We start from the raw sequence: 23,795 nt of genomic DNA on the forward strand, positions 1-23,795 counted from the left end.
TAGCACTCCACTATTAATATATCTACCTATGTATCTGCTTGGCGTAAATAAAACCTTTTCTCTTGTTCCTCGAATAAAACTTTCTCTTGTGTTTCCTCAATAGAAATTAACCTTTCAATTTCTTTCTTGTCAATTTCAAATTGAGCTTGTATAGCTTTAACTTGTGCTTCCATTAGTAAACGTTTACGTTCAATATCACGCTGTTTTTGCTCAATTTTTCGCTGGCGAGTTACAGCAGCAGCTTTGTCTTTTGCTTCTTGTATAATTCTTGCTGTACCTGTGAGTACACCTTCTGCTCCTAGATACACATCTAATAATTGTACCCCTTCATCAGTTAATAGAAATTCTCGCACTTGATTAGAGTGTGATGTACCACGAGATTTAAGTACATGAATTAAGCGGTTACGCTCGCCATTACTCTCTACAGACCGCAGCAGTATCCAAGTATCTGCTAATGAAGAAATCCCTATTTCTGTATATTCGACAAAAGCACTATTAGCTTCGTTTAAATTTGTCAATAATGTTGTAATATTTTTTGTTTTCAGATAATCAATCAGACGCATCATAAAGGATTTCACCTGAATATCATTACTGCCATAGGTGAGGTTAGATATGGGGTCGATAATGACTGTATTAGGCTGAAAGTCATTAACTGTACTCAGCATATTCACCAAATGCATTTCTAAACCGTAATACGTTGGGCGTAATGCTTGGAATTTTAATAACCCTTTGTGAACAGCAGGCTCTAAATCAATACCAATAGAACGCATGTTGCGAATAATCTGTTGCAGAGATTCTTCAAAGGCGAAATAAAGACATTTTTCTTCTCTTTGACAAGTTGCATCAGCGAAATGAGCGCAAAATGAACTTTTACCAGTTCCCGCCGTACCAGAAATTAAGATGCTGCTACCACGAAAGAAACCTTGTCCTCCCAACATTGTATCCAGGCGTTTGATCCCACTAGATATCCATTCGTTTGTGACTGGATAATCTAAGCCGACAGAGGTAATTGGCAAAACAGAAATACCATCTTCTTTAATTAAAAATGGATACTCGTTTGATCCATGCTTAGAACCGCGATATTTAATAATTTGTAATCGCCGAGTTGAAAGTTCATTACTGACACGCTGATCTATGCGGATGACACAATCTGAAACATATTCTTCTAAACCATGACGTGTGAGGCTATTTTCATCACTTTCACTAGTAATGATAGCTGTAACACCTTTGGTTTTTAACCACAGAAATAATCGCCGCAGTTCAGCTCGCACGATCGCAGCGTTATCTAAACCGCCAAATAATACTTCTAGTGTGTCTATAACTACTCTTTTAGCTGCGATCGCATCAATTTCATAGCCTAATCTAATAAATAATGCTTCTAGGTCATATTCACCTGTTTCTTGAATTTGACTGCGTTCTACATGAACATGATCAATTACTAGCTTTTTTTCTTTGATTAGTTTTGCTACATCCCACCCCAAGGAAGCCACATTTTGTGTCAACTCCTCAGCCGTTTCCTCAAACGCCATAAATACGCCTGGTTCGTTAAATAGAGTAGCACCCCGCACCAAAAATTCCATTGCCATCAGTGTTTTACCACAACCTGCTCTACCACAAATTAGTATTGGTCTTCCTTGTGGCAAACCTCCATAAGTAATTTCATCTAACCCTTGAATTCCTGTTGGACATTTGGCAAGCGTAGTAGGTTTTACTTGTGTATCAATTTTGGGTTTGTTCATATCTTAACTAAGTGTTTATTTAAGAAAAATTACAACAATAGAGATGGTATTTATCAGGAAAATGAATTATCAAAACTATCTCACTTTTATTACGGTGTACTAGTCTAGAGAAAGTTTGTGAGGATTTTGTGAAGAAGTGCAACCTTTAACTAGAACCCATGCATTCTCTCGAAGAGTATGAATTGAAAATGAGTATCATCTTCTCAAAAACTTTCCTGCTAACTCAGTTGCGCCTATAGTACTGCCCCAGAATGGTGTAATAAATATCCAATATAATTACTGTGTTGCTATCATATTTGTCTTAATTTATTCATTTTCGGTGAAAAGATATTATCTCAGACAATATCCTGCCAATAATTAACAAATTACAAATAATCTTGAGTCCTGAGATATTTTATGTGGTTTAACTTGTATTTATTAAAATTTTTATCTACTCACAAAATCTTCACAACTATTAGTTAATGTCTTGTTATCAGGATATTAGTAAAATTTTCTAGTCATATTACTTGAAATCACAATCAAAAGGAAGTTTGCTAATTAAACATGAGGTCGATGAGTACTGTTATGACCTCTCCCCCAACCCCTCTTTTACAAGGAAAGGGGAGTCAAACCTTGATTTCTTCGTTGTTCCTCTCTCTCCTACTCCTTTTCCACCTGAAGATTACCGTTTAGACAGCAGGGGAGCAAGGGAGCAGAGGAGCAGCAAAGAAAAATTTGCATCGCTAATCTTACAGCGGGAAGGGAGTCAAAGGCGAGGGAGGTTAGGAGGGAGAGGTTTGTCGAACTTACGTCAATCAAAAACCTAGTGGTCTACCGCATTAATTTTGCTGGGTCAAGGAACGAACCGCAGAGGCGCAGAGAACACAGAGGAAGAAAAAGAGGAGAAATTAAGAATGAGTTCACCTATCACAATTAATGAGACAGAGTACTAGTATTGATTGACAAAAGTATCTGTAGCTCAAGAAGGAGTAGAAAAGATGACAAAGCGACTCTTAGTAATTGATGATGAAGATAGTGTGCGGGAAATTATTCAAATCTCGTTGGAGTCAGTGGCTGGCTGGGATATACTAACAGCATCTTCAGGTAGTGAAGGAATAGAAATTGCAGAATCTGAGCATCCTGATGCCATTTTACTAGATGTAATGATGCCTGATATGGATGGGCCGACAACTTTTAAGCAGCTACAGGAAAGTGTTGCAACCTGTGATATTCCTACTATTATGGTGACAGCTAAAGCTCAAACTACCGAACAACAGCAGTTGAGAAACTTAGGGGTAGCAGGGGTAATTACTAAGCCTTGTCTCCCCCAAGATTTAGTTGATGAAATCTGTAAGATTCTGAATTGGAATCAAGTGACTCAGCTATAAGTAGGTGGGTGTAATATCGTGTCCGGTTAAAGACTTATCATTAAGACTGCAAGGGAGCAGGGGGGAAAGGGTGCAGGGGAGAGAATTTTAAGGTTTCTGCACACATACTCCGAATTATAAGTAATAAGCGCGAACGTGATATAATACCAATTTGGATTTTGGATGAGCGGATTTTAGATTTTGGATTGTGAATCGCCTTCTACGTCTAGGTTTTGTGAAGGCATCTGTCGCAATCATTGGTGAGGGTTTCAGGCGTATTTACTCTTCGTAAGGAAGTGTCAACTAATGCCCACATTGCCAATGTAAGTACTAAGCGATCGCGCAGTTTTTACTAAGAAATTATTGGGATCTACAAGACATGGACTGCAAGCCAAAACTGTTTCTAAAGGAACTGCTACAACTTGTCCATTTTGCCAAGCTACCATTTGTGCAGATTGCCCATCAGCTAACAAATCTACCGCAGCTTTGCCAAAAGCTGTTGCTATCAAACGGTCTAAAGCTGAAGGAATACCACCGCGTTGGATGTGTCCTAAAACGGAAACCCGAATGTCAATTTGATGGTTACTACAACAGCGAAGTTCATCAGCTATGTATTGACCCATACCACAGGATAGCTTTTCGCAGGATGCATAATTAGATGAATCTGCTGCTATTTGAGCGCCTTCTGCTACAACTACAATTGCAAATCTGCGTTCCCAGCGATCGCGTAATTCTGCTAAATGCTCACACACACCTTTGATTGTATAGGGGATTTCGGGAATTAAAATCACATCTGCACCCCCAGCAATACCAGAGTGTAGTGCTAAATGACCAGCTGTGCGTCCCATGACTTCGACAATCATTACGCGATCGTGACTGGCTGCTGTAAATGTCAAGCGATTTAGGGCATCAACAATTGTATTGACCGCAGTATCAAACCCCACTACTCTTTCTGTCTTGCCGACATCATTATCAATTGTTTTCGGAATGGCGATGAACTGCCAGTTGCCTTGGCTTTGCAGTTGGTTGAGAATTGCTAAACTGCCATCTCCACCAATACCAATTAAGGCATCTAGTCCTAAATCATGATAGCCAGCAATAATTTCATCAACATGAGATAGAGTATCTCCTTTATTGATGCTACCAAGAATGGTGCCTCCCATATTCAGCAAGGGGTCAATACCACGTAAGTCTAGACCATGTATGCTGAGAGGAATTGCCTTTCTCTCTAGAAGCCCTCTAGTCGCATAAGGAATACCCACTACCTGCCAGTTATAGGTGAGAGTAGCGTGGTTAACAACTGCCCGAATTACAGCATTAAGTCCCGGACAGTCACCACCACTGGTAAGAATGCCAAGTCGCTTTTGCATGGTCATCACACCTCAACCTGAAACATTTCTATGCAACAAGTCAAAATTTTGCTCTAATGGGAGAAATACTAAATATTTCTGGAAAAAGCTAAATAATTGCGCCATTTTGCTTGATTCCATAAATTTGAACCCTTTTTTGGCTGTATGTTGAGGTTAAGTCAAAAATTTGAGGAAGTTGTGAGGAGTCAAGGAGAAGGGTGTCGGGTGTCGGGTGTCGGGTGTGGGGTGTGCTGAATTGAGGTATGAATGTCAAAAGTTTCATTTCTCAAACTCTTACTCTCTGCGCCTGGTGCGCGACGCCACTTGCAAAGGCTGTCGGCATAGCCTTCCTGTGGAAGTGTCCTCCTCTGCGTGAGACAGATTCATACTTTCACTCAGCAACGCCGACTTTCTTAATTACGAATTACGAATTACGAATTGGTATAAGTCCTGGTCTTCACAAGTTTCTCAACTTCTTATCTTAGTGTCAAAAGTAAATCTAGCTTAGTCATTGCTAGCCCTTAGAGACACAGGTGTCAGAAGATGAACAAAAGAAGCTTTGCAACCATAGATGGTAATGAAGCAGTTGCCCAAGTTGTCTATCGACTGAATGAAGTCATTGCGATTTATCCCATTACTCCTTCTTCACCAATGGCTGAGTGGGCGGATGCTTGGGCTAGTGAAGGCAAACACAATATTTGGGGTACTGTTCCCTCGGTGGTACAGATGCAGAGTGAAGGAGGTGTGGCTGGTGCTGTACATGGCGCTTTGCAAACAGGTTCACTGACAACCACATTTACAGCATCCCAGGGATTATTGTTGATGATCCCCAATATGTACAAAATTGCCGGAGAACTCACACCTACAGTTTTTCATATTGCGGCGCGATCGCTAGCTGCCCAAGCCCTCTCGATTTTCGGCGACCACAGTGATGTTATGGCAGCCCGTAGTACTGGTTTTGCTATGCTGTGTGCGGCATCAGTGCAAGAAGCACAAGACTTTGCTTTGATAGCAACAAGGGCAACCTTAGAATCGCGGATACCTTTCCTACACTTTTTTGATGGCTTTCGTACCTCCCACGAAATTAACAAAGTAGAAACTTTAACAGAAGATGATTTGCGAGAATTCATTCCCGATGAATTAGTCTTCGCCCATCGGTCACGCGCCCTCACCCCCGACAAACCCGTTTTGCGCGGTACAACACAAAACCCTGATGTCTACTTCCAAGCCAGGGAAACTGTCAATCCTTACTATTTAGCTTGTCCAGACATCACCCAGAAAGTGATGGATGAATTTGCCGCCATGACTGGGCGACAGTATCAACTATTTGAATACCACGGCGACCCAGCAGCCGAACGAGTCATTGTGCTGATGGGTTCCGGTTGCGAGGCTGTACATGAAACAGTAGATTATCTCAACGCCCGTGGTGAGAAAGTAGGGGTTTTGAAAGTAAGACTATATCGTCCATTTGATGCTGTGCAATTTGTCGCCGCCTTGCCAGAAACTACCCGTAGCATCGCAGTTTTAGACCGCACCAAAGAACCCGGTGCATCTGGTGAACCATTGTATTTGGATGTAGTCGCTGCAACTTACGAAGACAATCTAAAATCTATTGTGGGTGGTCGTTACGGTTTATCTTCTAAAGAATTTACGCCAGCGATGATTAAAGCCGTTTTGGATAACATTGCTGCGGCTGAACCAAAAAATCATTTTACTGTGGGAATAAATGATGATGTCACCTATACCAGCTTGAATTATGACCCTGACTTTAGCATCGAACCAGACAACACCGTGAGAGCAATTTTTTATGGTTTGGGTGCAGATGGCACAGTAGGCGCGAATAAAAACTCAATCAAAATTATTGGCGAAGAAACAAACAATTACGCTCAAGGTTATTTTGTCTACGACTCCAAAAAATCAGGTTCTGTCACAGTTTCTCACCTACGCTTTGGTTCACAATTAATTCGCTCGACCTATTTAATTAGTAAAGCTAACTTTGTTGCTTGTCATCAATGGGAATTTATCGAAAAATTTCCTATGCTCAAAGATATCATACGAGGCGGTACATTCTTAGTTAATTCTCCTTATGAAAAGGATGAAGTTTGGCATCATCTGCCGCCATCAATACAAGAGCAAATTATTCAAAAGCATCTCAGATTTTATGTGATTAATGCCTATAAAGTCGCTCGTCAAGCAGGCATGGCTGGCAGAATTAATACAGTCATGCAAGTTTGTTTCTTCGCCCTATCGGGTGTATTGCCAAAAGCAGAAGCCATTGCAGAAATCAAAAACTCCATCCGTAAGACTTACGGCAAAAAAGGCGACGAAATTGTACAAATGAACCTGAAAGCTGTAGATACCACATTAGATAATCTACATGAAGTGGGGAATTGGGAATTGGGAATTGGGAATTGGGAAGAGTTTTCCCAATCCCCAATCCCTAATACCCATCGCCCCTTATCCCCAGAGGGGGCCCCGAGTTCCCCATTTATCCGTGATGTCTTAGGTAAAATCATTGCTCGTCAAGGTGATGAACTACCAGTTAGCGCTTTACCGGCAGATGGTACTTATCCCACTGGCACGGCAAAATGGGAAAAGCGTAACATTGCCCAAGAAATACCTGTTTGGGATACAGATGTCTGCATTCAGTGCGGTAAGTGTGTGATGGTGTGCCCTCACAGTGTCATCCGTAGTAAGGTTTACGAACCTCAGAAGTTAGAAAATGCACCACCGACATTTAAAAGTGCCAATGCCAAAGACCACGATTGGCAAGGTTTAAAATACACTATTCAAGTAGCAGCAGAAGATTGTACTGGCTGCGGTATTTGCGTAGATGTTTGTCCGGCGAAGAATAAATCAGAACTACGCCGCAAAGCCATTAACATGGAACTGCAAAGACCATTACGCGCACAAGAACGGGAAAATTGGGATTTCTTTTTGAATATTCCCAATCCAGATAGAAGCCATCTCAAGCTGACTCATATTAACCAGCAGCAAATGCAAGAACCATTGTTTGAATTTTCTGGGGCTTGTGCTGGTTGTGGCGAGACACCTTATATTAAATTAGCAACGCAGTTGTTCGGCGATCGCATGATTGTTGCTAACGCCACCGGTTGTTCTTCTATCTATGGCGGGAATTTACCTACTACCCCCTGGACGCATAATAGCGAAGGACGTGGCCCAGCTTGGTCAAATTCGTTATTTGAAGACAACGCCGAATTTGGACTTGGTTTTCGTATTTCCATTGATAAACAAGCACAATTCGCCGCTGAATTACTCAAACAACTGACAACAAATGTAGGTGAAGAGTTAGCAAATAGTATCCTGAATGCCGAACAAAAAGACGAAGCTGATATTTGGGAACAGCGAGAAAAAGTAGCGCAACGTGAGATTTATCTTCACAACCCAAATCGAGGAAACACAATTATGGGTTATCAACTCGACCTCAATACCATCACTGGACTTTCTGAACAAGAAGCAGCTTATAGGTTGAAGAGAGAAGGTTATAACGAATTGCCCTCTAGTAAACAGCGTAGTATTTTGGCGATCGCTTCTGAAGTTTTGCAAGAGCCAATTTTTCTCCTACTTGTTGCTTGTGGTGCAATTTATATCTTTTTGGGTGAGGCGCAAGACGCACTAATTCTTCTCGGCTTTGTGTTCTTCATTATGGGCATCACTCTCTATCAAGAGCATAAAACAGAACGTGCCTTAGAAGCATTGCGCGATTTATCTAGCCCTCGTGCTTTGGTAATTCGTGACGGCAAACAAAAACGCATTGCGGGACGTGAGGTGGTGCGGGGAGATATTCTAGTTTTAGCTCAAGGCGATCGCGTCCCCGCTGATGCCATACTTTTAGCTTCTACTTACTTAACAGTTGATGAATCTCTACTCACGGGTGAATCGATACCAGTACGCAAAGTTGCAAATGGTAGGGTAGAAATGGGTCGTCCTGGCGGCGATGACTTGCCTTTTGTTTACTCTGGAACGTTGATCGTTCAAGGTCAAGGTATCGCTGAAGCCAAAGCTACTGGGATTTATACTGAACTTGGGAAGATTGGTAAGGCTTTGCAAACGGTGAGTCCAGAAGAAACCCTATTACAAAAGGAAACCGGAGAGTTGGTAAAAAAACTCGCTGCGATCGCGATCGCTATTTGTGCGGCTATTGTCATAATCTACGGCATCACTAGAGGAAATTGGCTAAATGGGTTTTTGGCTGGTTTAGCCTTAGCAATGGCGATTTTGCCGAATGAATTTCCCGTTGTGGTGACCATCTTTCTGGCTTTGGGTGCGTGGCGGATTTCCCAGAAACGCGTTTTAGCACGCCGAATGCCTGCTGTGGAAACATTAGGTTCAGCAACGGTGTTGTGTGTTGATAAAACGGGTACGTTGACCTTTAACCAGATGTCAGTTAGTCAGTTGTTCGTCGAAAATCAGCTTTACGAACTCAGCTTACACGAACGGGAGGAACTGCCAGAAACTTTCCATCAAATCGTCGAGTTTAGTATTTTGGCTAGTCAAAAAGACCCCTTTGACCCAATGGAGAAGGCTTTTAAAGACTTGGGTAATAATTATTTAGCCCATACTGAACATTTGCATGACGACTGGCAATTAATTCGTGAATATCCACTATCGCCACACTTGCTGGCGATGTCCCATGTTTGGCAATCACCTGATGGTTTAGACTACATTATTGCAGCCAAAGGCGCACCAGAAGCGATCGCAGATTTATGTCATTTCAACCCAGAACAAATACACCAGCTATCTCAAAAAATTAATGAGATGGCTAGTGCTGGCTTGCAAATCTTGGGTGTAGCTAAAGCATACTTCCAGCATACAGACCTCCCGGTAGAACAACATGATTTCAATTTTCAGTTTCTCGGATTGGTAGGATTAGCCGATCCCGTTCGTCCCACTGTGAAAAGTTACAAAACACAGCTTTGTGGTGGGTGTTGGGTGGGGCGTTAGTTTTTCTAGCCTTTGTACTTTACTTACCTGTTTTGCGGCATCTGTTTCGCTTTTCTATCCTGCATCCAATTGATTTGGCAATCTGTTTAACCGCAGGAGTTTTCAGTATTTTTTGGTTTGAGCAACTGAAGATTTTGCACAAAAGAAAACTAGCTTCTACATCACATTGAAAATAGGATTAATCATGATGGATTTGACTACAAATTATATGGAGATGAAATTGCGATCGCCTCTTGTCCCCTCTGCATCTCCTCTGTCTGAGGACATTGACAACATCCAGCGTATGGAAGCAGCAGGTGCAGCAGCAGTGGTGATGCATTCATTATTTAAAGAACAGTTGCGCCTAGAACGTTATGAACTCCACCATCACCTCACCCAAGGTACTGAAAGTTTTTCTGAAGCATTAACTTACTTTCCTGATTCAATTAACTTTCGGGTAGGGTCAGAAACTTATTTAGAGCATATTCACAAAACTAAGCAGAAGGTGAGCATTCCAATTATTGCCAGTCTTAATGGCTCTTCCGTTGGTGGATGGACAAACTATGCTAAACAAATTCAGCAAGCAGGAGCAGACGCACTAGAATTGAATATTTACTATGTCCCTACCAATATAGAACTGACGAGTCATGAAATTGAACAGACATATATTGATATTCTGCGTGCAGTCAAAGCAGTAGTAACTATCCCCGTAGCAGTCAAACTCAGCCCATACTTCACTAATATGGCAAATATGGCAAAACGTTTAGATGAAGCGGGTGCTAATGCTTTGGTACTGTTTAATCGGTTTTACCAACCGGATATTAATCTGAATCTCCTGGAAGTTGAACCCAATGTGCTGTTAAGTACACCGCAAGCAATGCGATTACCTCTGCGCTGGATTGCAATTCTTTATGGTCGCATTCATACCGATTTGGCTGCAACTAGCGGTATTCATAGAGGTGAAGACGCGTTAAAAATGCTCATGGCTGGTGCCAAGATTACGATGCTTTGCTCGGTACTACTACGACATGGTATTAACCACATTCGAGTCATTGAGCAGGAAATATGCGAATGGATGCAAAAACACGAATACGAATCAGTACAGCAAATGCAGGGGAGTATGAGTCAAAAGCATTGCCCAAATCCTAGCGCCTTTGAACGTGCCCAGTATATGCGCTCTCTTACTACCTATAAACCTGAATGGGCAACCCCTCACGACACATCGTATTACTTTGGTTAAAAATTTCACTTAGGGCTATTTGAGCAACAAAGGCCTGCCGTTTAGGCCCAAGAAAAGCGATCGCGTGTAAACTGTTTAACATCAGTCGAAAAATACCGAAAAACAGTCAAGTTAACCCAGCGATCGCCTAAAGATTACGAAAAATATTTGGTTAACCTCTGGGCTATATGCTATCATTATTTAGTTATGACCTAATAGCTACTCAGTCAGGTAATACCTTAGAGTAGTTTAAGGAAAACCTAACTAAGGCGACATAGCCAAGTGGTAAGGCAGAGGTCTGCAAAACCTCCATTCGGCGGTTCAAATCCGCCTGTCGCCTTTAACAAATTATTTGTCACTGTTCACAAATTAATGTCCTAAAAACCCTTGCAAGACAAGGGTTTTATTATTTTAGCTTAACGTCAAGTTGAGCGTACAAAATTATTGATTGGGGTAAAACTGGGGTAAAAATTAATCCTCCTACCTTGCCAAACTTTGCCATTTTTAGCCTTATCATGCCAAAAGTAGTCACAATTTTTGCTACAAAATGGATGCGATTGATCAAAAGATCCAGCAGGCGAACGAGCGGCTGAAGAAAAAGGGTACAAGAGTAGTAATTTACAGGCGTGAAAACAGGCTGTGGTTGCGGGGAACCTTGCCACCAAAACCCCACATTAATAAGAATGGGGATTATTCTCAGTTTGTATCTTTGGGGAAAAATGCGATCGCTTCCGAAAAAGGCATAAAATACGCTACGGCTAAAGCCATGTTACTGACTGGGCAACTACAAGCTGGAACTTTTGACTGGGCAGACTGGATTGATCTAGATAAAGTCGCTCCCAATAGGGTAGAAGCTAGGCTAGTGAAGGATTGGTGCGCTGAGTATGAGAAAGATTATTGGCAGCGGATAAAACGCACACCAGAGCGCGAGGCGAATTGGAAGAAAGACCACGGCTTAGTGTTTTCCAAATTGTCACATGATGAGCCATTGACTATTGAGGTATTACTCAATTACATTCGCTCAACCGAACCTGATAGCCGTTCCAGGAAGCGCGCCTGTGACTATTGCTATAAGTTGGCTGAATTTGCCCAACTGGAGGGAATCGAGCAAATTCGCAAGCTTACGGGTAATTATTCTGTGCGCTCAGTTGACCCGCGATCGCTCCCATCAGATAAAGAGATTTTTGAATTTTGCGACTCCATCAAGACCCCATCGTGGCGCTGGGTGGTGCGGATGATGGCGACTTATGGTTTGCGGAATTATGAGGCGTTCCGCCTTGACTTGCAGGATTTTCCTACTATTCGGGTGCTGAATGGCAAGACGGGGAAGCGTATTGTAGTTCCCTTGTACCCTGAATGGGCAGACGCTTGGCAGCTGCATAAAATTTGCTTGCCAGATATTAGTTTGGACTACGCTAATTCCAAAATTGGTACCAAAGTATCTGGCTGGTTTTTTGACAACAAGGCCCCTTTTTCTGCTTACAACCTCAGACACAGCTACGCCCGTCGCTGCTTTGAATTTGACATCGCGCCAGACAGAGCAGCAAAATTCATGGGTCACTCATTATCAGTACACCTCCAGGTGTACCGCGCTTGGTTCGATGAGGCGGTTTATTTGGCAGATTACGCTAAAGCGATCGCCAAGCCTGATAGACCCAAGCCGCCTAACTATTGATATCAATCAAGTTTTGCTTGATAGCCAAAATATTGACTTTGATAATGCCGTTCACGCCATTAGAGCGGAAGTAATGAATGCCTTGTTTGTATTCACCACTGGCAATTTTTCTTCTTAGGGATCTAGGACTAAAGCCCTTTCCCAGTTTTCGGTAAGCCTCTTCTAGGGTTAAGAGGTTCGATTCATCTATTGCGTTGGGTTTTAACTTGGTTTTTGGCATATTTGCGTGGTGTTCCAGGAGCCACCTGCTTGAGTGGAGTGGCGCCAGGCGAAAATTAATAATACTTAAAGTACTATTTATGCACTCAAAGTCTCAAGCGTAGACACAAGCTTTTTATCTGCCGAGAACGTTGGATACATGGTTTCCAAGCCCATTCCTAGAATTGCCAGAATCGAAACAATCATTCTCGCATCAATAGAATCAACCCCTCCTCGCTCGATTTTTGCTAATCCGCTAATCGTGATATGGAATCCTGCCACCTCTAGTCTTTCACACATTTCCCTCCTAGAAACACTGCCTCTTAAGGTTTCTAGCCTTTTACCAAGTCTTTCATTCCAGATGAGCCTGTCTATGTGAGTGATGGGAATCATGGGAATTGCTTCAATGCTGACTTCTAGTCTAACATTTGTACTCATAGTGTATATTATGAAAGAGGACATATCCAATAAAACCAGTTAAAGGCTGTGACACAAAGCGATGTGTCACAGTCAAAATTGCAAATCTTGCATTTTTTATGCGAAAGAGTCAGCTAATGAAGATAAAAGCAAGGAAAAAAAATGTCTTTTTCCACACATCAAGAAACCGCAGATGGAGTGCGACTGGCTGCTATCATCGTTTCTTGAAAATATTTGCTAATTCCGTGTTTACCGCAATAAAAAATGGACTGAGGTAATCTAAGATTACTTCAGTCCATTGAATTAATTGTCCGGCTTTGATGCACTTTCTCAGGGTTCTTCAAAGCCGCTAAATCAATCAATGGAGATATTATGCCACAAACAATCGAAGCTGCGATAACTAATAACATTCGCGGTGATCTGCGCCCAATTAATCCTACAGATATCAGAGTATCAGAAGACACTGTTGCTGATATAAAGGAAGTAGAAAGAATAATTCAAGTTTTAAAAAATAAGGGCAGTTTACCCGAAATTATTGTTACCCAAGACAATGCATTGATCAGCGGTATTAATGCTTTAGAAGCCGCCATACAGTTTGGTCAATCAGTTATCTTGGCCACTGTTCAAAGAAGAAATAATAAGTCAGCGAAATTACACCTAGCCACTATCAAGCTTGATGGTGGAACGCAATCTCGTGCTGGTATCAATCAGCAAATTGTGGATGAGTATGCAGCTGCTTGGCGGGATGAGGTAATTTTTCCGCCAATCATTGTTTTTTATGATGGCGAGAATTACTGGCTGGCAGATGGCTTTCACAGATGCCTTAGTGCCAAGCAAGCGCGCCTTACAGAAATTGATGCAGATATCCGCCAGGGAACGCGCCGTGATGCTGTGCTTTTCAGTGTGGGAGCCAACAGCAATCACGGTTTGCGGCGGACAAATGAAGACAAGCGTCGCGCGGTGATGACACTGCTGCAAGATGATGAATGGAAGCAGTGGAGCGACAGAGAAATTGCTCGTCGCACGGGTGTGCATCACGATACTGTGGGACGACTCCGTGCTGAGCTATCTGGCGGAATCCGCCAGATAGAAGCAGGGGGAGCGGGGGAGCAGGGGAGAAAAGTGAGCCGGAATGGCTCGACTTACAGCCAAAAATCAAGATCTTCAAGATCTTCAACATCTTCTGCTACCAAAGCAGCACAAAAACCTTGGCTTCCCAAGGAAACTGAGGTGGTGGAAATTACCAGAGGTAAATTCAAAGGCAATCATGCCGAAGTTCGCGTTATTTCCGGCAATATGGCGATGTGCCACCTAATAGGAAGCGATGAAAATGAGCGCGAAAATATTTTGCTCTCAGATATGAAACCTATTGAAACTGCCGAGCAAGATTCAGCCACTTCAGTTACTTCAGTTGCTCAGGAAACCGCACAAAAACAAGCCGAACTGGGTTTGGGAAAAGGGGAGCAGGTATTACCTGACCAAGAACGCAACGAAGGCTTTGATACATCCGACAATCAACAACAAGCCGCCACTGTTGTCAACCTCAGCACGACTGCGGATGCTTGGATCGCTGAAGCAGCGATCGCTCTGATGCGATTATCCCCAGAGCAGCTTAATCAAGCCATCATCAAAGCTTCGCCAAGTTGGGACAAAGCCCACATCGAAGCTGCTTATCAAGCTTTGCATCAATGTGGGAGCAAAGCAGCATGATGAACGTTTGGAGGCGTGAAGCGACCTCAGCAATTGAGGGTGTGGTTGCCAAATTTGATTTAAATTCCATGAACAAAGATCAAAAAGCACGATTAAGATGTGCTATTGATGCGGCGTACCCATTTGAATTGCAGAAAAATCACCCCTACCAAATTTGGCTAGACGAGCGCCGAAAGGCTTTTTCTAGGTTGGGGCTGGACGAAAATGAAAATAAGGTTGGTGAAACCTCAGATCAATTGTCTTTATTTGATTTGTAATATGAAAGATTTGATTTCAAGGATTGAGTATGAATTAGCTAGAAGAGATTGTAATGCTGGGGAATTAAAGGATACAACTGGGGCTAGTTATCCTGAGATTTTCACCGCCTTACAAAGATTAAGCAGTGAAGACAAGGTGGCTTATTACTTTCTTTACATTACACCACTACCGACTTTAACTTATAAGCTGAAAAAGCATTTTTGGCAGTTTTGATTCATTCATTAAAAAAATACCTAGCCCCCAGAGCTAGGTATTTCATCTTGAGAAATTAATTTTGATAGATTTCAATGAGAATCTAATTATGTCACAGTTTTAAACTAACCTGTAAAAATTTTAATGTATTTATAAAATTCATAATGAATGAATATCGGTATTTACGTTTGTGCGTGATGTGGCAATACCAAGCACAAGTAGAAGCGATAGTTGACAAGCTTCATGATAGGCACAAGTTGGCTCTAATTGAAGGCGATAAAGAACTTGCTTATGTGCTAGAAATCGAGCGTGATATTACTCACCAAAAGCTCTACGCCGACCGTCTTCGACTAGAAGAAATTATCCGCTGGTTAGAGTTTGATGCAGATTTAAGAAAGATTGGTGAAACATACCCTTCGGCAATGGAAGGGCTTATTGCATAAGGAGAAAATTGTATGTGTGACTGCGAAATGCCCGACTATGACGATGAAGAAGGGGAATATCTCTACGACGACAAAGAAGTAGTAGCAGATAAATCCCTTGTCTGTTGTGAATGCAGTCATCCTATAGGTGTAGGCACGATTTACAAATACATTCGTGGTTGCTGGGATGGAGATTGGCAAGTTTTTGCAACTTGCTTAACTTGTGTGGCGTTGGGCGATCGCTTTGCCAAAGAAACCGATTGCTGTTATCCATTTGGTGGTCTTTATGATGAATTGATTGATTCTGATTTTCTGTGTCGAGACGAGGATGAAATTTGGATTGAGCAAGTGTCTTGGCTGACAATTTTGTGTCAAGAGCCTCTCAAGTGTGAGGTAGTGGAGGCAACACCATGACCAAATCTTGCTTGAATTGCACTTGGGGAGATTTCAGGCAAGAAGCCGATCACCACCTTTATTTCTACACTGGTGAATGTGGACATCCTGAAAAGTCAATCCGCGATCAAGTACTGAATGCTATTGAAATCAATAGCGAGGATTTAGAAGAAATTCAGCAGCCATTTTGCAAAGTAGCAGATCAATGTCCGGCTTGGGCAAATGAATTTGCATCAATTGCTCATGAATGGTTGAAAGGTTTGTCCGGACAAAGATTCGATGATGGTCGTTGGTGTCATTCAGTTGCTATTCAAGGCACTGAAATTAGAGAAACAGAAGAGTTCTCGCAAACATTTTGGATAGATGCTGACTTTTTTTACAACATCGAAGACACGGTAAAAGAGGAATTAATTTATGAGTTTGATGTTTCCTTTGACCCAGATATCAACGAATACAAAATTGAATCCTGGGATGTAATTGGCTCGGACGCATGGGAAACAGAGGAGGATGAATGACCGAGTTAACTGCTCTTAACCAAGGAAAAGTATTTAATGGCGTGGCTCGTCCTGCTACCGATGAAGATATCGCCATTCTTGCCCCTGGCGACTGGATTAAAGAAAAAGACATGCCTTATTGCTATAAATTCAAGCGCTGGGACGAATGGAAGGGAGAGAGAGCAGCAATTGGTGTGTGGGAAGGCAAAGAGTTTATAGTCCCATGTCAGTTATTGATGGTTGTGGAAATTCTAGAAAATACCGCTTGCGAAAAGTTTTTCACAAAGCTGGAAAAGCGAAATCTCAAGCGAACCGAGATTTCAACAGATTATAGCCAGTTAAAACCTGGCGATCGCCTTATTCACCATTCCACAGATAGCAAAGGAATACATACACACTTTGCTACTGTTATGATTCATGAAAACAATGAGATTACCTTTAGGCGCGATAGTGGGCATTGGGACACTTGGAGTTACAGGGAATTGCAAGAAGCCGGATACAGCAAGTTTTTGGAGCCAGATGCAGAGGTTGGATGTGAGCATGTTCCATCCCACAGACAAGCTATTCCACTGCCTAAAAATTTCTCTAATTTTGATGACTTCAAAAGAGCCTGGGATGAATGGATGGAAACGTTGGAGGATGAAGAGGAAGAGGAATATTCTCATGTATTAGCTTTAGATATCTGGGAGCAAGAATGTAATTCATGCGCAGCTAATGCTCCTCAGTCCCCAGTCCCCACTCCTCACATTGATATTGAAACTATTGCTGATAGTCTAATTGAGGAGCAGGGCAGAGAAATTACACCCCGATTTCGCTCTTACCTAATTGAGTATTTGTGTGAAGCCTATGGGCTTCGCGCATCATCTCTAAGCCCAGACCTTCGTTGCTTTGTAAACGCACAAGCGAACACTTATTCATTCATCAATCAACAAGGTATTAGGGAATCCGAAATTAATAACATTGCTGGCGACATTCAATTATGTGGAATAAGGGCTGATAAAGGTAAAATCCGGGAGGTTTTACCAGATTGCAAAAACCTCAATTTTGCAGAATCTACAGCTCTTTTTGATTCCGGTGCATTTCCAGAGGTTATAGCAAACGCTAGGGTCACGCCCAAAAAATCGCTCTCAAGACAACTGAGAGCGATCGCTGCACTGCCAAAATTCAAAGATGTTTGGTTCGTGTCGTATGACCGTTTAATAGACGAAAAACATATTAACGGTAAACGTGTAAAAAGGCGGTGGACTGTCCAAGAAGGCGAGTTAGCAGTAGCCGAAACTATTGAAGCCGCTAAATACTTAGACGGTCAGCGCCATCTACTACAGGATTACACCCTTGTTCAGAGCTGCCAGGGGGTAGATGAACAACAGTATCTTAGATGTGTTGAAGGGGTGCTTCAATACTGTCGCCCCGGTGATGTGGTCGGCTTGGGTGGGTGGTGTATTTTGGGTCGCCAGTCTTCATATCTGGAAACTTTTTGGAAAACCATTAATTTGGTTATTCCAGTAATTGCTCGTGCCGACATTAAGAAAATACATATTTTTGGTGTGACTTGGTATAAGCCAAGGGACAAGCAACCTTTACCTCCATTACAACCTTTACTATGGTTGTGCGATCAATACGGCATTGAACTTAGTACGGATGGGCGATCGCCTATTGGTAATGCTCTGTGGACAGATCATATTCGTGCTGGAGCAATATTCCCTTACTGGAGACACAATTTAGCTTGGGTAAAAACTGAGATGGCGACGCTACGAGATTCGCCATTGTATCAAGCGCCTCCAGATCTCTCCAAAATTGATATTGCCGATAACCAAGATGAAAATTTTTACATATTAACGGATGCAAAATTCAAGGTGGGCGATCGCGTCTTAATCACGAAAGGCAAGCACGAAGGCAAGTCAGCCAAGATTCACGAAATCAAAGCTGAAAATCATATTTGCTGCTGGGTAAATGATGAATTTTACCTGCACTTTCCACCCGAAGACTTGAGGCTAGATCCTGATAATGCTCCTCTTCACCCTTGGGATTCACCACAAGAGTGGTCAAGCGCTGGGGTGCTTTGCAAATACGAAAATGATGTGATTTTTTGGGGTGAATTGCAGTTTCAAGTTAACCCCCAAATCAAAAAAATATACCTCAATCCTCGCGTTGTGGTGAATTTCTTAGAGGATAGCTGGTGTGTTTTAAAATCTTTTATAAAATATCTTGCTAAATACAATAAATCAGCTACAGAAAAAGAAATCATTGATCACTACGGATGTGAGAAATCTTTAGCTCAAGATGCGCTAAAGCTAGGGGTTAATCTAGGCTTTATAGCTAAAGAGAATGGGAAATACAGCACAACATTATGTGACGAACCGCCTGATTTAACAGACTTTGCTACAACAGAAGAATTCAGCGAAGCCTGGAACAAGTGGACACCATTATCGTTATCAAAGCTTCAAGTACCTGAGAAAATTCAAAATACACCAAAGCCAGTCTTGTCGCCAGATGCACCCATCGCAGTGGTGCTTTTTGCTGGTGGCGGTGGCATTGAAGCGGGTATGGTTGAAGCTGGTATCCGTCCGGCTATTGCTGTGGAATTTGATCCGAAAAAGCCGAAGTTGAGCAGCGCGATCGCAGACTGCCACGAGAAAAATTTCAGCGAATATGGCTGTAAGCTGATTCGCCAAACTGTTCAGGAAGTATCTTTATTGGGGTTTGCTAATTTCCCTAAAAATCCCGATTTTCTGCACGCTTCACCTATGTGCAGCAACTTCTCGAATGCCAAGGGGAAAGACGCAATTGAAACAAATGAAGATATCGCAATGGCATCAGCTGTAGTTGGGGCGATTCGCGCTCTTGCGCCGAAAATATTCACTTTAGAGAATGTGCGGCGTTACCGCGATTCACAAAGCTTTAAGATCATTGCTCAGGCGCTTGAAGAAGAGGGCTATTTGTGGCGTGCTGAATTTTTACGGCTTCTTGATTGCCAAGCCAGAGAGCGCTTTGTTGTGGTAGCCGCTAAAGATTGGCTTCCACCATTACCACCAGCCCCGCAGCCTGTAGGTTGGTATGAGGTTGTGGCGGATCTCATTCCTGGTATGGCTGATTCAGAACTGGTGACAGGGCAAATAAAAGCGCTTGAAGAATTTTTAGCCAACAACGAACCCACACCATTGCTAATTGACCGAACAGGGGGGAGGGGAAAGTACAAGGTCAAACCCGCACACATACCTTGCAATACGCTGCTACGCAGCGTATTCACAGACGGCAAAGGAGCGAATCGCAATAAATTCGCTGATATTTGGCTTCCCGACGGCACTGTAAAATCAGTGCCCATCAAAGCGGCTGCACGCTGGCAGGGGTTTCCCAGCTGGTATCAATTCCCTCCAGATACCGCCACATCTGGCAGCATTATTGGCTATTCAGTGCCACCAAAATTCGCAGCCCAATTATTCAAATCACTTCAACAACCACCACCAATTGAATTGCAAATTCAGCTATGCCAAAAGCACATTTTTGACCACAATTGGCGTATACAAGATTCAAAAACTTCAAGAGAAGCCATCAAATCAGCGAAGAGCGCGATCGCTTCTGAGCAATCTCGTATCGATGAACTAGTAGAAGAACTGATTATCTATCGCCAGTTTTTAGACTTGGGACTGGATAAAAGCGAGGCAAAAATTAGAGTGCTTCGCTTAATTGTAGATCAAAGCCGCAATCAGTGAGCTTTTGATTGATGCTGGTGATTTCCTCACTTGTAAAATCGCCAATACCAGCAATACCGCTCATTGCTTCTCGAAGTTTAGCGATCGCGAATTCCAAATTTTCAAGCCTGCGAAAACTGCTGAGGGTGGTAAGGAGGGTGGTGTAGGCTGTATTGGCTTTTAGCGTCCGTTCAGCTGCGGCGTAAGCCCTAGCCCATTCTGGGGAATTGTGCAGCAAGGAAATAAGCTTATCCCAATCAGGAAAACTCGTTACATCGTGGTGGAAAATTTTCCACTCTAAAAGTTCGCCATCCCAATAATGCGCCTCAGATGGCTTTGGCGGCTTGGCTTTAATATCGCTGCCATCAAGATAAACTTCCTCAATCGGCAGATTTGGCCCTTCTAAGGCGATAAATCCCTCTGGCAGATTTTCAGCTTGAGTGGCAGTGCCGACGATGGCATTATCGTAAATCAAAAACATATTAACCTATTGGCAAAAATTGTCTCAAAATCAGTTGACCGCTTTGGGCGGCGATGCTGGGAAATAAGCCCCCCAACCCACCGAAGCTGCCACCAGCACCACCTCCTGTAGAGCCGTCGCCGCTAGTAGTTCCCATAGTTCCGCCATTCAGCAAAATGGTGCTGCCAGACGTATTGATGGAGGGAGATACAATCCCCACTACTCCGCCACCACCACCATGTCCGCCAGCGCCATTACCGACGATACCGTTGCTACCGTTACCGCCTTTGACGCTCAAAACAGCAGTGGCAGATACAACAACTTGCCGCAAGGATCTTAATAAGATAAGTCCTCCACTACCACCACCACCACCGCTAATGTTGGCGCTTCCAGAATTAAGAACTCCTGCGCCGGCATTCCCCCCTAAGGCGGTGATTGTTCCATTGATTGTGATCTTGCCTCCACAATCAATAATCAGTCCGCCGCCACCCCTACCACCAGCGGCAATAGTGGCATTCCCTCCAGGTGAAATACTGACAAAGCCGCTTGCCCCACCAGATCCATGTGGGGCTAATAAGTAGCTGTAAGCCGAGCCATTGGTCAGGTTGCCTATCCCTGCGCCGGGCCCAGCACCAGAATTACCCCCAAGGTTGCCACTAGGTAAAGTTGTAGCAAAACTGCCACCTCCAGCAGTAGCAGTGGCGATATTTATAGTGCCGTTGATCGCGACATCTCCAGAGACTCGAATGTAAGCGAGCTTATCTATTGTCAAAACCGCTCCAGCATTAATTGTGAAGCTTTTAAAGAAATACTCACCTTGCGAAAGAGTATCAGTACCACTAAGGCTATAATTTCCTTCATCTCCAGATCCTCCGAAAATTTTTACGGCATTAAAAAGCGGTTGCACCTGGTATCTGGGACGCAAATCAATTATGCTGCCAGAAATATTTCCTGAAACTGTAAAAATTTGCGCGAGCATTAATGCTCTAAGGGGATAAGTTGTGGATTGGACAATTACTCCTGATTCATTGATGTATACATAGCTGATAGAGTTATCAGCTAGCACAAGATTTCCGGGATTAATAGCAACAAAACTGCCATCTTGTAATCGCACTGCACCTCCGGTATAGCCAATTGTCAGCCCTGACGTTGCAATGACTTTTAAGGTATCTCTAAAAGCTTCCCATTCTGGTTTTATTTGCCCTGCGGCACTGCTGAGGTCGCTATTGGTAATCAAAGGACAATGACCATCGAAATCTTGCCCGTCAAAAACAGGGTTATTTATTGAATTTAAAAAATCTGCCGTAACAGGAGAACCATTTACAAAAACCGTTTTAGTCATTTATACCCCTGCATAGATAATCCAATTGATTATTAAATAAGGCTGCAAATTGTTGTGAGCCGCCCCGCCTCCCGTATTGGCGGTGACGACATTGGCTCCGGCGGTAGTACCAACAATGTCGGTCATCGCACTTTTGCTGCTGCCGTCCGCTACCCCACCAGAGACAGATTTGGGGTGCGCGTGCGGTGGTATTTCATTAGTGATTAGCGTGTGGGTTTGGGCACCAGCGCTTGCTCCTAATGTATTGCTAGCAGTAATTCTGCTAGCGGCTCCTTGTAGGGTTGAACTGTCGGCGCCTACCGGGACTCTACCCCGTAAATCAGGCAAATTAAAAGTGGTTGAGCCATCGCCAGAGCCAAAGATTGCGCCAACCACGGCATACAGCGCAGCGTAGGTAGTGCGCGATATCGCCCTACCATCGCAGATTAGCCATTTACTGGGTGCTGAATTAGTAATCCAGGCGATCGTCCCACCAATCGGCACAACGCCAATTGCGGCGATCGCACTATCTACATAAGCAGTATTAGCAATGCGAGTATTGTTGCTGTTGGATAACTGAAGAGGGCAAGTGGGATTATTGATGAAAGCTGGGCTATCTAGAATGGCGTAATTAGCAAGTTGAGAGATTCTTGCTAAAGTTTCGATAATATCGCGCACTGCGTTTCTTGATGGCGCGTCGATTGCGCCATTCCAGCCTGTTGCGTCATAGGCTGTATCATTGCCCCCAGTTCCGCCAGGGTCGCCTTTTTGGGCAAGGATCTGCCAGTAGGTTGTATTGAGGGTTGAAGGCGTTTGTCCTGCCGCGGGATCAGAGTTGATGTACACCCAAGAACTACCACCATAAGTCACAGCGTCGTCGCGCTGGTAATAGGTTGCTGCTGCATACGCCCCTCTAAATCGTGGGCCCCCGCGTAGTGCTTCTACAAAATCAGGGTCAGATGTGAGTAGTTCGGCGATCGCTCTTACTGTCCTAGGTAATGAGTCTGTAGAAATGCGTGTAGGGATAAGGTCGGCAAATTCAACCGAGGCGACATTGGGAATAATTGCGTGGAAGTCCATCACTACGCTTACATCATTCCCAGTGATTATCCCCAATCTCTGAGAGGTTGCCGCATCGTAAAACGTGCCTGTGTAGGTTAGTCCGGCATCAACAACAACTGGCCCGTCGTATTGTGTGCCATCTGCCAGCCAGTATGTGGTTTTAGAAGTATATTTATTGACGACCAAGTGGTAAGTGACGTTGCTAGTAGCAGATTCCACAACGTTCACGCCGCTTAGCGTGCCAGAACTAAAAGTAAAAGTATGAGGCGAAAGGGTATAGATCGAGTCGGGCGTTGTCCCAATATCGATCAATGGCGCATCAAGGGTCAGCGTCAAATCGCCGTCAAAAGCCACCCCGCCCGAATCTACGAATTTTCCTGTTATCTGCGTCATGGGGGTAGAATTCCCCATGAGGGGAGTTGGGGGAGTAGGGAGTAGGGAGTAGGGAGTAGGGAGTAGGGAGTAGGGAGTAGGGAGTAGGGAGTAGGGAGTAGGGAGTGGGGAGATGGGGGAGAATAACAAGCTATCCATTCCCAATGCCCTATGCCCTATGCCCAATAACTAATGACTAATGACTAATGACCGATTCTTTAAACTGCTTACCCGCCGAGAATGCGGGTACTGTGGTTGCGGGGATGACCATCTTTTCATTGGTTTTGGGGTTGCGTCCTTCGCGTTCTTTCCGATCGCGCCTCTCGAATGAGCCAAACCCCACAAGCGTTACCTTGTCACCACTAGAAACAGTTTCCATAATTGTTTCAATCGTGGCAGTTAAAACCGCGTCTGCCTCTTTTTTGGTGACGTTCGCTTTAGTGGCGATCGCGTCTACTAATTCAGCTTTGTTCATACCAATTCCTCATAAGTTTGGTATGAATTATAACCAGGAGTCTTGTCTGACATCAAT

General features: G+C 43.4%; 20 protein-coding genes and 1 tRNA gene. 13 read left to right on the top strand and 8 right to left on the bottom strand.

Annotation, left to right across the window (positions count from 1 at the left end; genetic code table 11):
• Positions 1 to 26: 26 nt before the first annotated feature.
• Positions 27 to 1,739 (bottom strand): circadian clock protein KaiC, encoded by a 1,713-nt coding sequence (gene kaiC / locus I8748_RS31560; RefSeq protein WP_198128422.1) that lies wholly within the window; start codon positions 1,737 to 1,739, stop codon positions 27 to 29.
• Between the two features lie 977 nt (positions 1,740 to 2,716).
• On the opposite strand from kaiC, the gene I8748_RS31565 reads away from it, so the two are divergent.
• Positions 2,717 to 3,106 (top strand): response regulator, encoded by a 390-nt coding sequence (locus I8748_RS31565; protein ID WP_198128423.1) that lies wholly within the window; start codon positions 2,717 to 2,719, stop codon positions 3,104 to 3,106.
• A gap of 278 nt (positions 3,107 to 3,384) precedes the next feature.
• On the opposite strand, the gene I8748_RS31570 is transcribed toward I8748_RS31565, so the two are convergent.
• Positions 3,385 to 4,455, bottom strand: coding sequence for an ATP-dependent 6-phosphofructokinase (locus I8748_RS31570; RefSeq protein WP_198128424.1), 1,071 nt, complete (start codon positions 4,453 to 4,455; stop codon positions 3,385 to 3,387).
• A 522-nt stretch (positions 4,456 to 4,977) separates the two neighbouring features.
• Between I8748_RS31570 and nifJ the strand changes: the two genes are divergently transcribed.
• The 5 genes from nifJ to I8748_RS31600 all read left to right on the top strand — a co-directional run bounded on the left by nifJ (position 4,978) and on the right by I8748_RS31600 (position 12,272).
• Positions 4,978 to 9,399, top strand: coding sequence for a pyruvate:ferredoxin (flavodoxin) oxidoreductase (nifJ, locus tag I8748_RS36410; RefSeq protein ID WP_404800385.1), 4,422 nt, complete (start codon positions 4,978 to 4,980; stop codon positions 9,397 to 9,399).
• The gene (locus I8748_RS36415) at positions 9,381 to 9,569 is read left to right on the top strand and encodes a hypothetical protein (RefSeq protein ID WP_404800387.1); all 189 of its coding nucleotides are present in this window, start codon (positions 9,381 to 9,383) and stop codon (positions 9,567 to 9,569) included. The genes nifJ and I8748_RS36415 overlap by 19 nt, the downstream gene beginning before the upstream one ends.
• Positions 9,570 to 9,586: 17 nt before the next feature.
• Positions 9,587 to 10,618, top strand: coding sequence for a dihydroorotate dehydrogenase-like protein (locus tag I8748_RS31590; protein ID WP_198128562.1), 1,032 nt, complete (start codon positions 9,587 to 9,589; stop codon positions 10,616 to 10,618).
• Between the two features lie 247 nt (positions 10,619 to 10,865).
• A tRNA-Cys gene (locus I8748_RS31595) sits at positions 10,866 to 10,937 on the top strand.
• Between the two features lie 207 nt (positions 10,938 to 11,144).
• Positions 11,145 to 12,272, top strand: coding sequence for a site-specific integrase (locus I8748_RS31600; RefSeq protein WP_198128425.1), 1,128 nt, complete (start codon positions 11,145 to 11,147; stop codon positions 12,270 to 12,272).
• Here I8748_RS31600 and I8748_RS31605 read toward each other — a convergent pair.
• Entirely contained in the window at positions 12,262 to 12,492 is a 231-nt protein-coding gene (locus tag I8748_RS31605) for a hypothetical protein (protein WP_198128426.1), read from the bottom strand. The genes I8748_RS31600 and I8748_RS31605 overlap by 11 nt on opposite strands.
• 77 nt (positions 12,493 to 12,569) lie before the next feature.
• Entirely contained in the window at positions 12,570 to 12,908 is a 339-nt protein-coding gene (locus I8748_RS31610; RefSeq protein ID WP_198128427.1) for a helix-turn-helix domain-containing protein, read from the bottom strand.
• A gap of 351 nt (positions 12,909 to 13,259) precedes the next feature.
• Between I8748_RS31610 and I8748_RS31615 the strand changes: the two genes are divergently transcribed.
• From I8748_RS31615 to I8748_RS35500, 7 genes are all read left to right on the top strand, one after another.
• A complete protein-coding gene (locus I8748_RS31615; RefSeq protein ID WP_198128428.1) occupies positions 13,260 to 14,597 on the top strand; it encodes a ParB N-terminal domain-containing protein in 1,338 nt (445 codons plus the stop codon).
• Positions 14,576 to 14,854, top strand: a complete 279-nt coding sequence (locus I8748_RS31620; protein WP_214662837.1) for a hypothetical protein — start codon at positions 14,576 to 14,578, stop codon at positions 14,852 to 14,854. The genes I8748_RS31615 and I8748_RS31620 overlap by 22 nt, the downstream gene beginning before the upstream one ends.
• Position 14,855: 1 nt before the next feature.
• On the top strand, positions 14,856 to 15,068 hold the full coding sequence (locus I8748_RS31625; RefSeq protein ID WP_198128430.1) for a hypothetical protein: 213 nt from the start codon (positions 14,856 to 14,858) through the stop codon (positions 15,066 to 15,068).
• Between the two features lie 143 nt (positions 15,069 to 15,211).
• Positions 15,212 to 15,490 carry a hypothetical protein gene (locus I8748_RS31630; RefSeq protein ID WP_198128431.1) on the top strand — a complete coding sequence of 93 codons (279 nt, stop codon included), beginning with the start codon at positions 15,212 to 15,214 and terminating at the stop codon, positions 15,488 to 15,490.
• 12 nt (positions 15,491 to 15,502) lie between these two features.
• Positions 15,503 to 15,883 carry a hypothetical protein gene (locus I8748_RS31635; protein ID WP_198128432.1) on the top strand — a complete coding sequence of 127 codons (381 nt, stop codon included), beginning with the start codon at positions 15,503 to 15,505 and terminating at the stop codon, positions 15,881 to 15,883.
• Positions 15,880 to 16,377 carry a hypothetical protein gene (locus I8748_RS31640; RefSeq protein ID WP_198128433.1) on the top strand — a complete coding sequence of 166 codons (498 nt, stop codon included), beginning with the start codon at positions 15,880 to 15,882 and terminating at the stop codon, positions 16,375 to 16,377. The genes I8748_RS31635 and I8748_RS31640 overlap by 4 nt, the downstream gene beginning before the upstream one ends.
• Positions 16,374 to 20,069, top strand: a complete 3,696-nt coding sequence (locus I8748_RS35500; RefSeq protein ID WP_225896606.1) for a DNA cytosine methyltransferase — start codon at positions 16,374 to 16,376, stop codon at positions 20,067 to 20,069. Before I8748_RS31640 ends, I8748_RS35500 begins: the two co-directional genes overlap by 4 nt.
• Here I8748_RS35500 and I8748_RS31650 read toward each other — a convergent pair.
• From I8748_RS31650 to I8748_RS31665, 4 genes are all read right to left on the bottom strand, one after another.
• Positions 20,026 to 20,529 carry a hypothetical protein gene (locus I8748_RS31650; protein WP_198128434.1) on the bottom strand — a complete coding sequence of 168 codons (504 nt, stop codon included), beginning with the start codon at positions 20,527 to 20,529 and terminating at the stop codon, positions 20,026 to 20,028. The two genes, I8748_RS35500 and I8748_RS31650, sit on opposite strands and share 44 nt — an antisense overlap.
• A gap of 1 nt (position 20,530) precedes the next feature.
• On the bottom strand, positions 20,531 to 21,850 hold the full coding sequence (locus tag I8748_RS31655; RefSeq protein WP_198128435.1) for an autotransporter outer membrane beta-barrel domain-containing protein: 1,320 nt from the start codon (positions 21,848 to 21,850) through the stop codon (positions 20,531 to 20,533).
• Entirely contained in the window at positions 21,851 to 23,284 is a 1,434-nt protein-coding gene (locus I8748_RS31660) for a phage tail protein (RefSeq protein WP_198128436.1), read from the bottom strand.
• Positions 23,285 to 23,459: 175 nt separating this feature from the next.
• Positions 23,460 to 23,738 (bottom strand): HU family DNA-binding protein, encoded by a 279-nt coding sequence (locus tag I8748_RS31665; protein WP_198128437.1) that lies wholly within the window; start codon positions 23,736 to 23,738, stop codon positions 23,460 to 23,462.
• Between the last annotated feature and the right edge of the window lie 57 nt (positions 23,739 to 23,795).

Source organism: Amazonocrinis nigriterrae CENA67 (assembly GCF_016056305.1).
Taxonomy (GTDB): Bacteria; Cyanobacteriota; Cyanobacteriia; order Cyanobacteriales; family Nostocaceae; genus Amazonocrinis; species Amazonocrinis nigriterrae.

Excerpts from the sequence above, each read along its gene's own strand:
- kaiC (WP_198128422.1), bottom strand. The coding sequence starts at position 1,739 with ATGAACAAACCCAAAATTGATACACAAGTAAAACCTACTACGCTTGCC.
- I8748_RS31565 (WP_198128423.1), top strand. The coding sequence starts at position 2,717 with ATGACAAAGCGACTCTTAGTAATTGATGATGAAGATAGTGTGCGGGAA.
- I8748_RS31570 (WP_198128424.1), bottom strand. The coding sequence starts at position 4,455 with ATGCAAAAGCGACTTGGCATTCTTACCAGTGGTGGTGACTGTCCGGGA.
- nifJ (WP_404800385.1), top strand. The coding sequence starts at position 4,978 with ATGAACAAAAGAAGCTTTGCAACCATAGATGGTAATGAAGCAGTTGCC.
- I8748_RS31590 (WP_198128562.1), top strand. The coding sequence starts at position 9,587 with ATGGATTTGACTACAAATTATATGGAGATGAAATTGCGATCGCCTCTT.
- I8748_RS31600 (WP_198128425.1), top strand. The coding sequence starts at position 11,145 with ATGGATGCGATTGATCAAAAGATCCAGCAGGCGAACGAGCGGCTGAAG.
- I8748_RS31605 (WP_198128426.1), bottom strand. The coding sequence starts at position 12,492 with ATGCCAAAAACCAAGTTAAAACCCAACGCAATAGATGAATCGAACCTC.
- I8748_RS31610 (WP_198128427.1), bottom strand. The coding sequence starts at position 12,908 with ATGAGTACAAATGTTAGACTAGAAGTCAGCATTGAAGCAATTCCCATG.
- I8748_RS31615 (WP_198128428.1), top strand. The coding sequence starts at position 13,260 with ATGCCACAAACAATCGAAGCTGCGATAACTAATAACATTCGCGGTGAT.
- I8748_RS31620 (WP_214662837.1), top strand. The coding sequence starts at position 14,576 with ATGTGGGAGCAAAGCAGCATGATGAACGTTTGGAGGCGTGAAGCGACC.
- I8748_RS31625 (WP_198128430.1), top strand. The coding sequence starts at position 14,856 with ATGAAAGATTTGATTTCAAGGATTGAGTATGAATTAGCTAGAAGAGAT.
- I8748_RS31630 (WP_198128431.1), top strand. The coding sequence starts at position 15,212 with ATGAATGAATATCGGTATTTACGTTTGTGCGTGATGTGGCAATACCAA.
- I8748_RS31635 (WP_198128432.1), top strand. The coding sequence starts at position 15,503 with ATGTGTGACTGCGAAATGCCCGACTATGACGATGAAGAAGGGGAATAT.
- I8748_RS31640 (WP_198128433.1), top strand. The coding sequence starts at position 15,880 with ATGACCAAATCTTGCTTGAATTGCACTTGGGGAGATTTCAGGCAAGAA.
- I8748_RS35500 (WP_225896606.1), top strand. The coding sequence starts at position 16,374 with ATGACCGAGTTAACTGCTCTTAACCAAGGAAAAGTATTTAATGGCGTG.
- I8748_RS31650 (WP_198128434.1), bottom strand. The coding sequence starts at position 20,529 with ATGTTTTTGATTTACGATAATGCCATCGTCGGCACTGCCACTCAAGCT.
- I8748_RS31655 (WP_198128435.1), bottom strand. The coding sequence starts at position 21,850 with ATGACTAAAACGGTTTTTGTAAATGGTTCTCCTGTTACGGCAGATTTT.
- I8748_RS31660 (WP_198128436.1), bottom strand. The coding sequence starts at position 23,284 with ATGACGCAGATAACAGGAAAATTCGTAGATTCGGGCGGGGTGGCTTTT.
- I8748_RS31665 (WP_198128437.1), bottom strand. The coding sequence starts at position 23,738 with ATGAACAAAGCTGAATTAGTAGACGCGATCGCCACTAAAGCGAACGTC.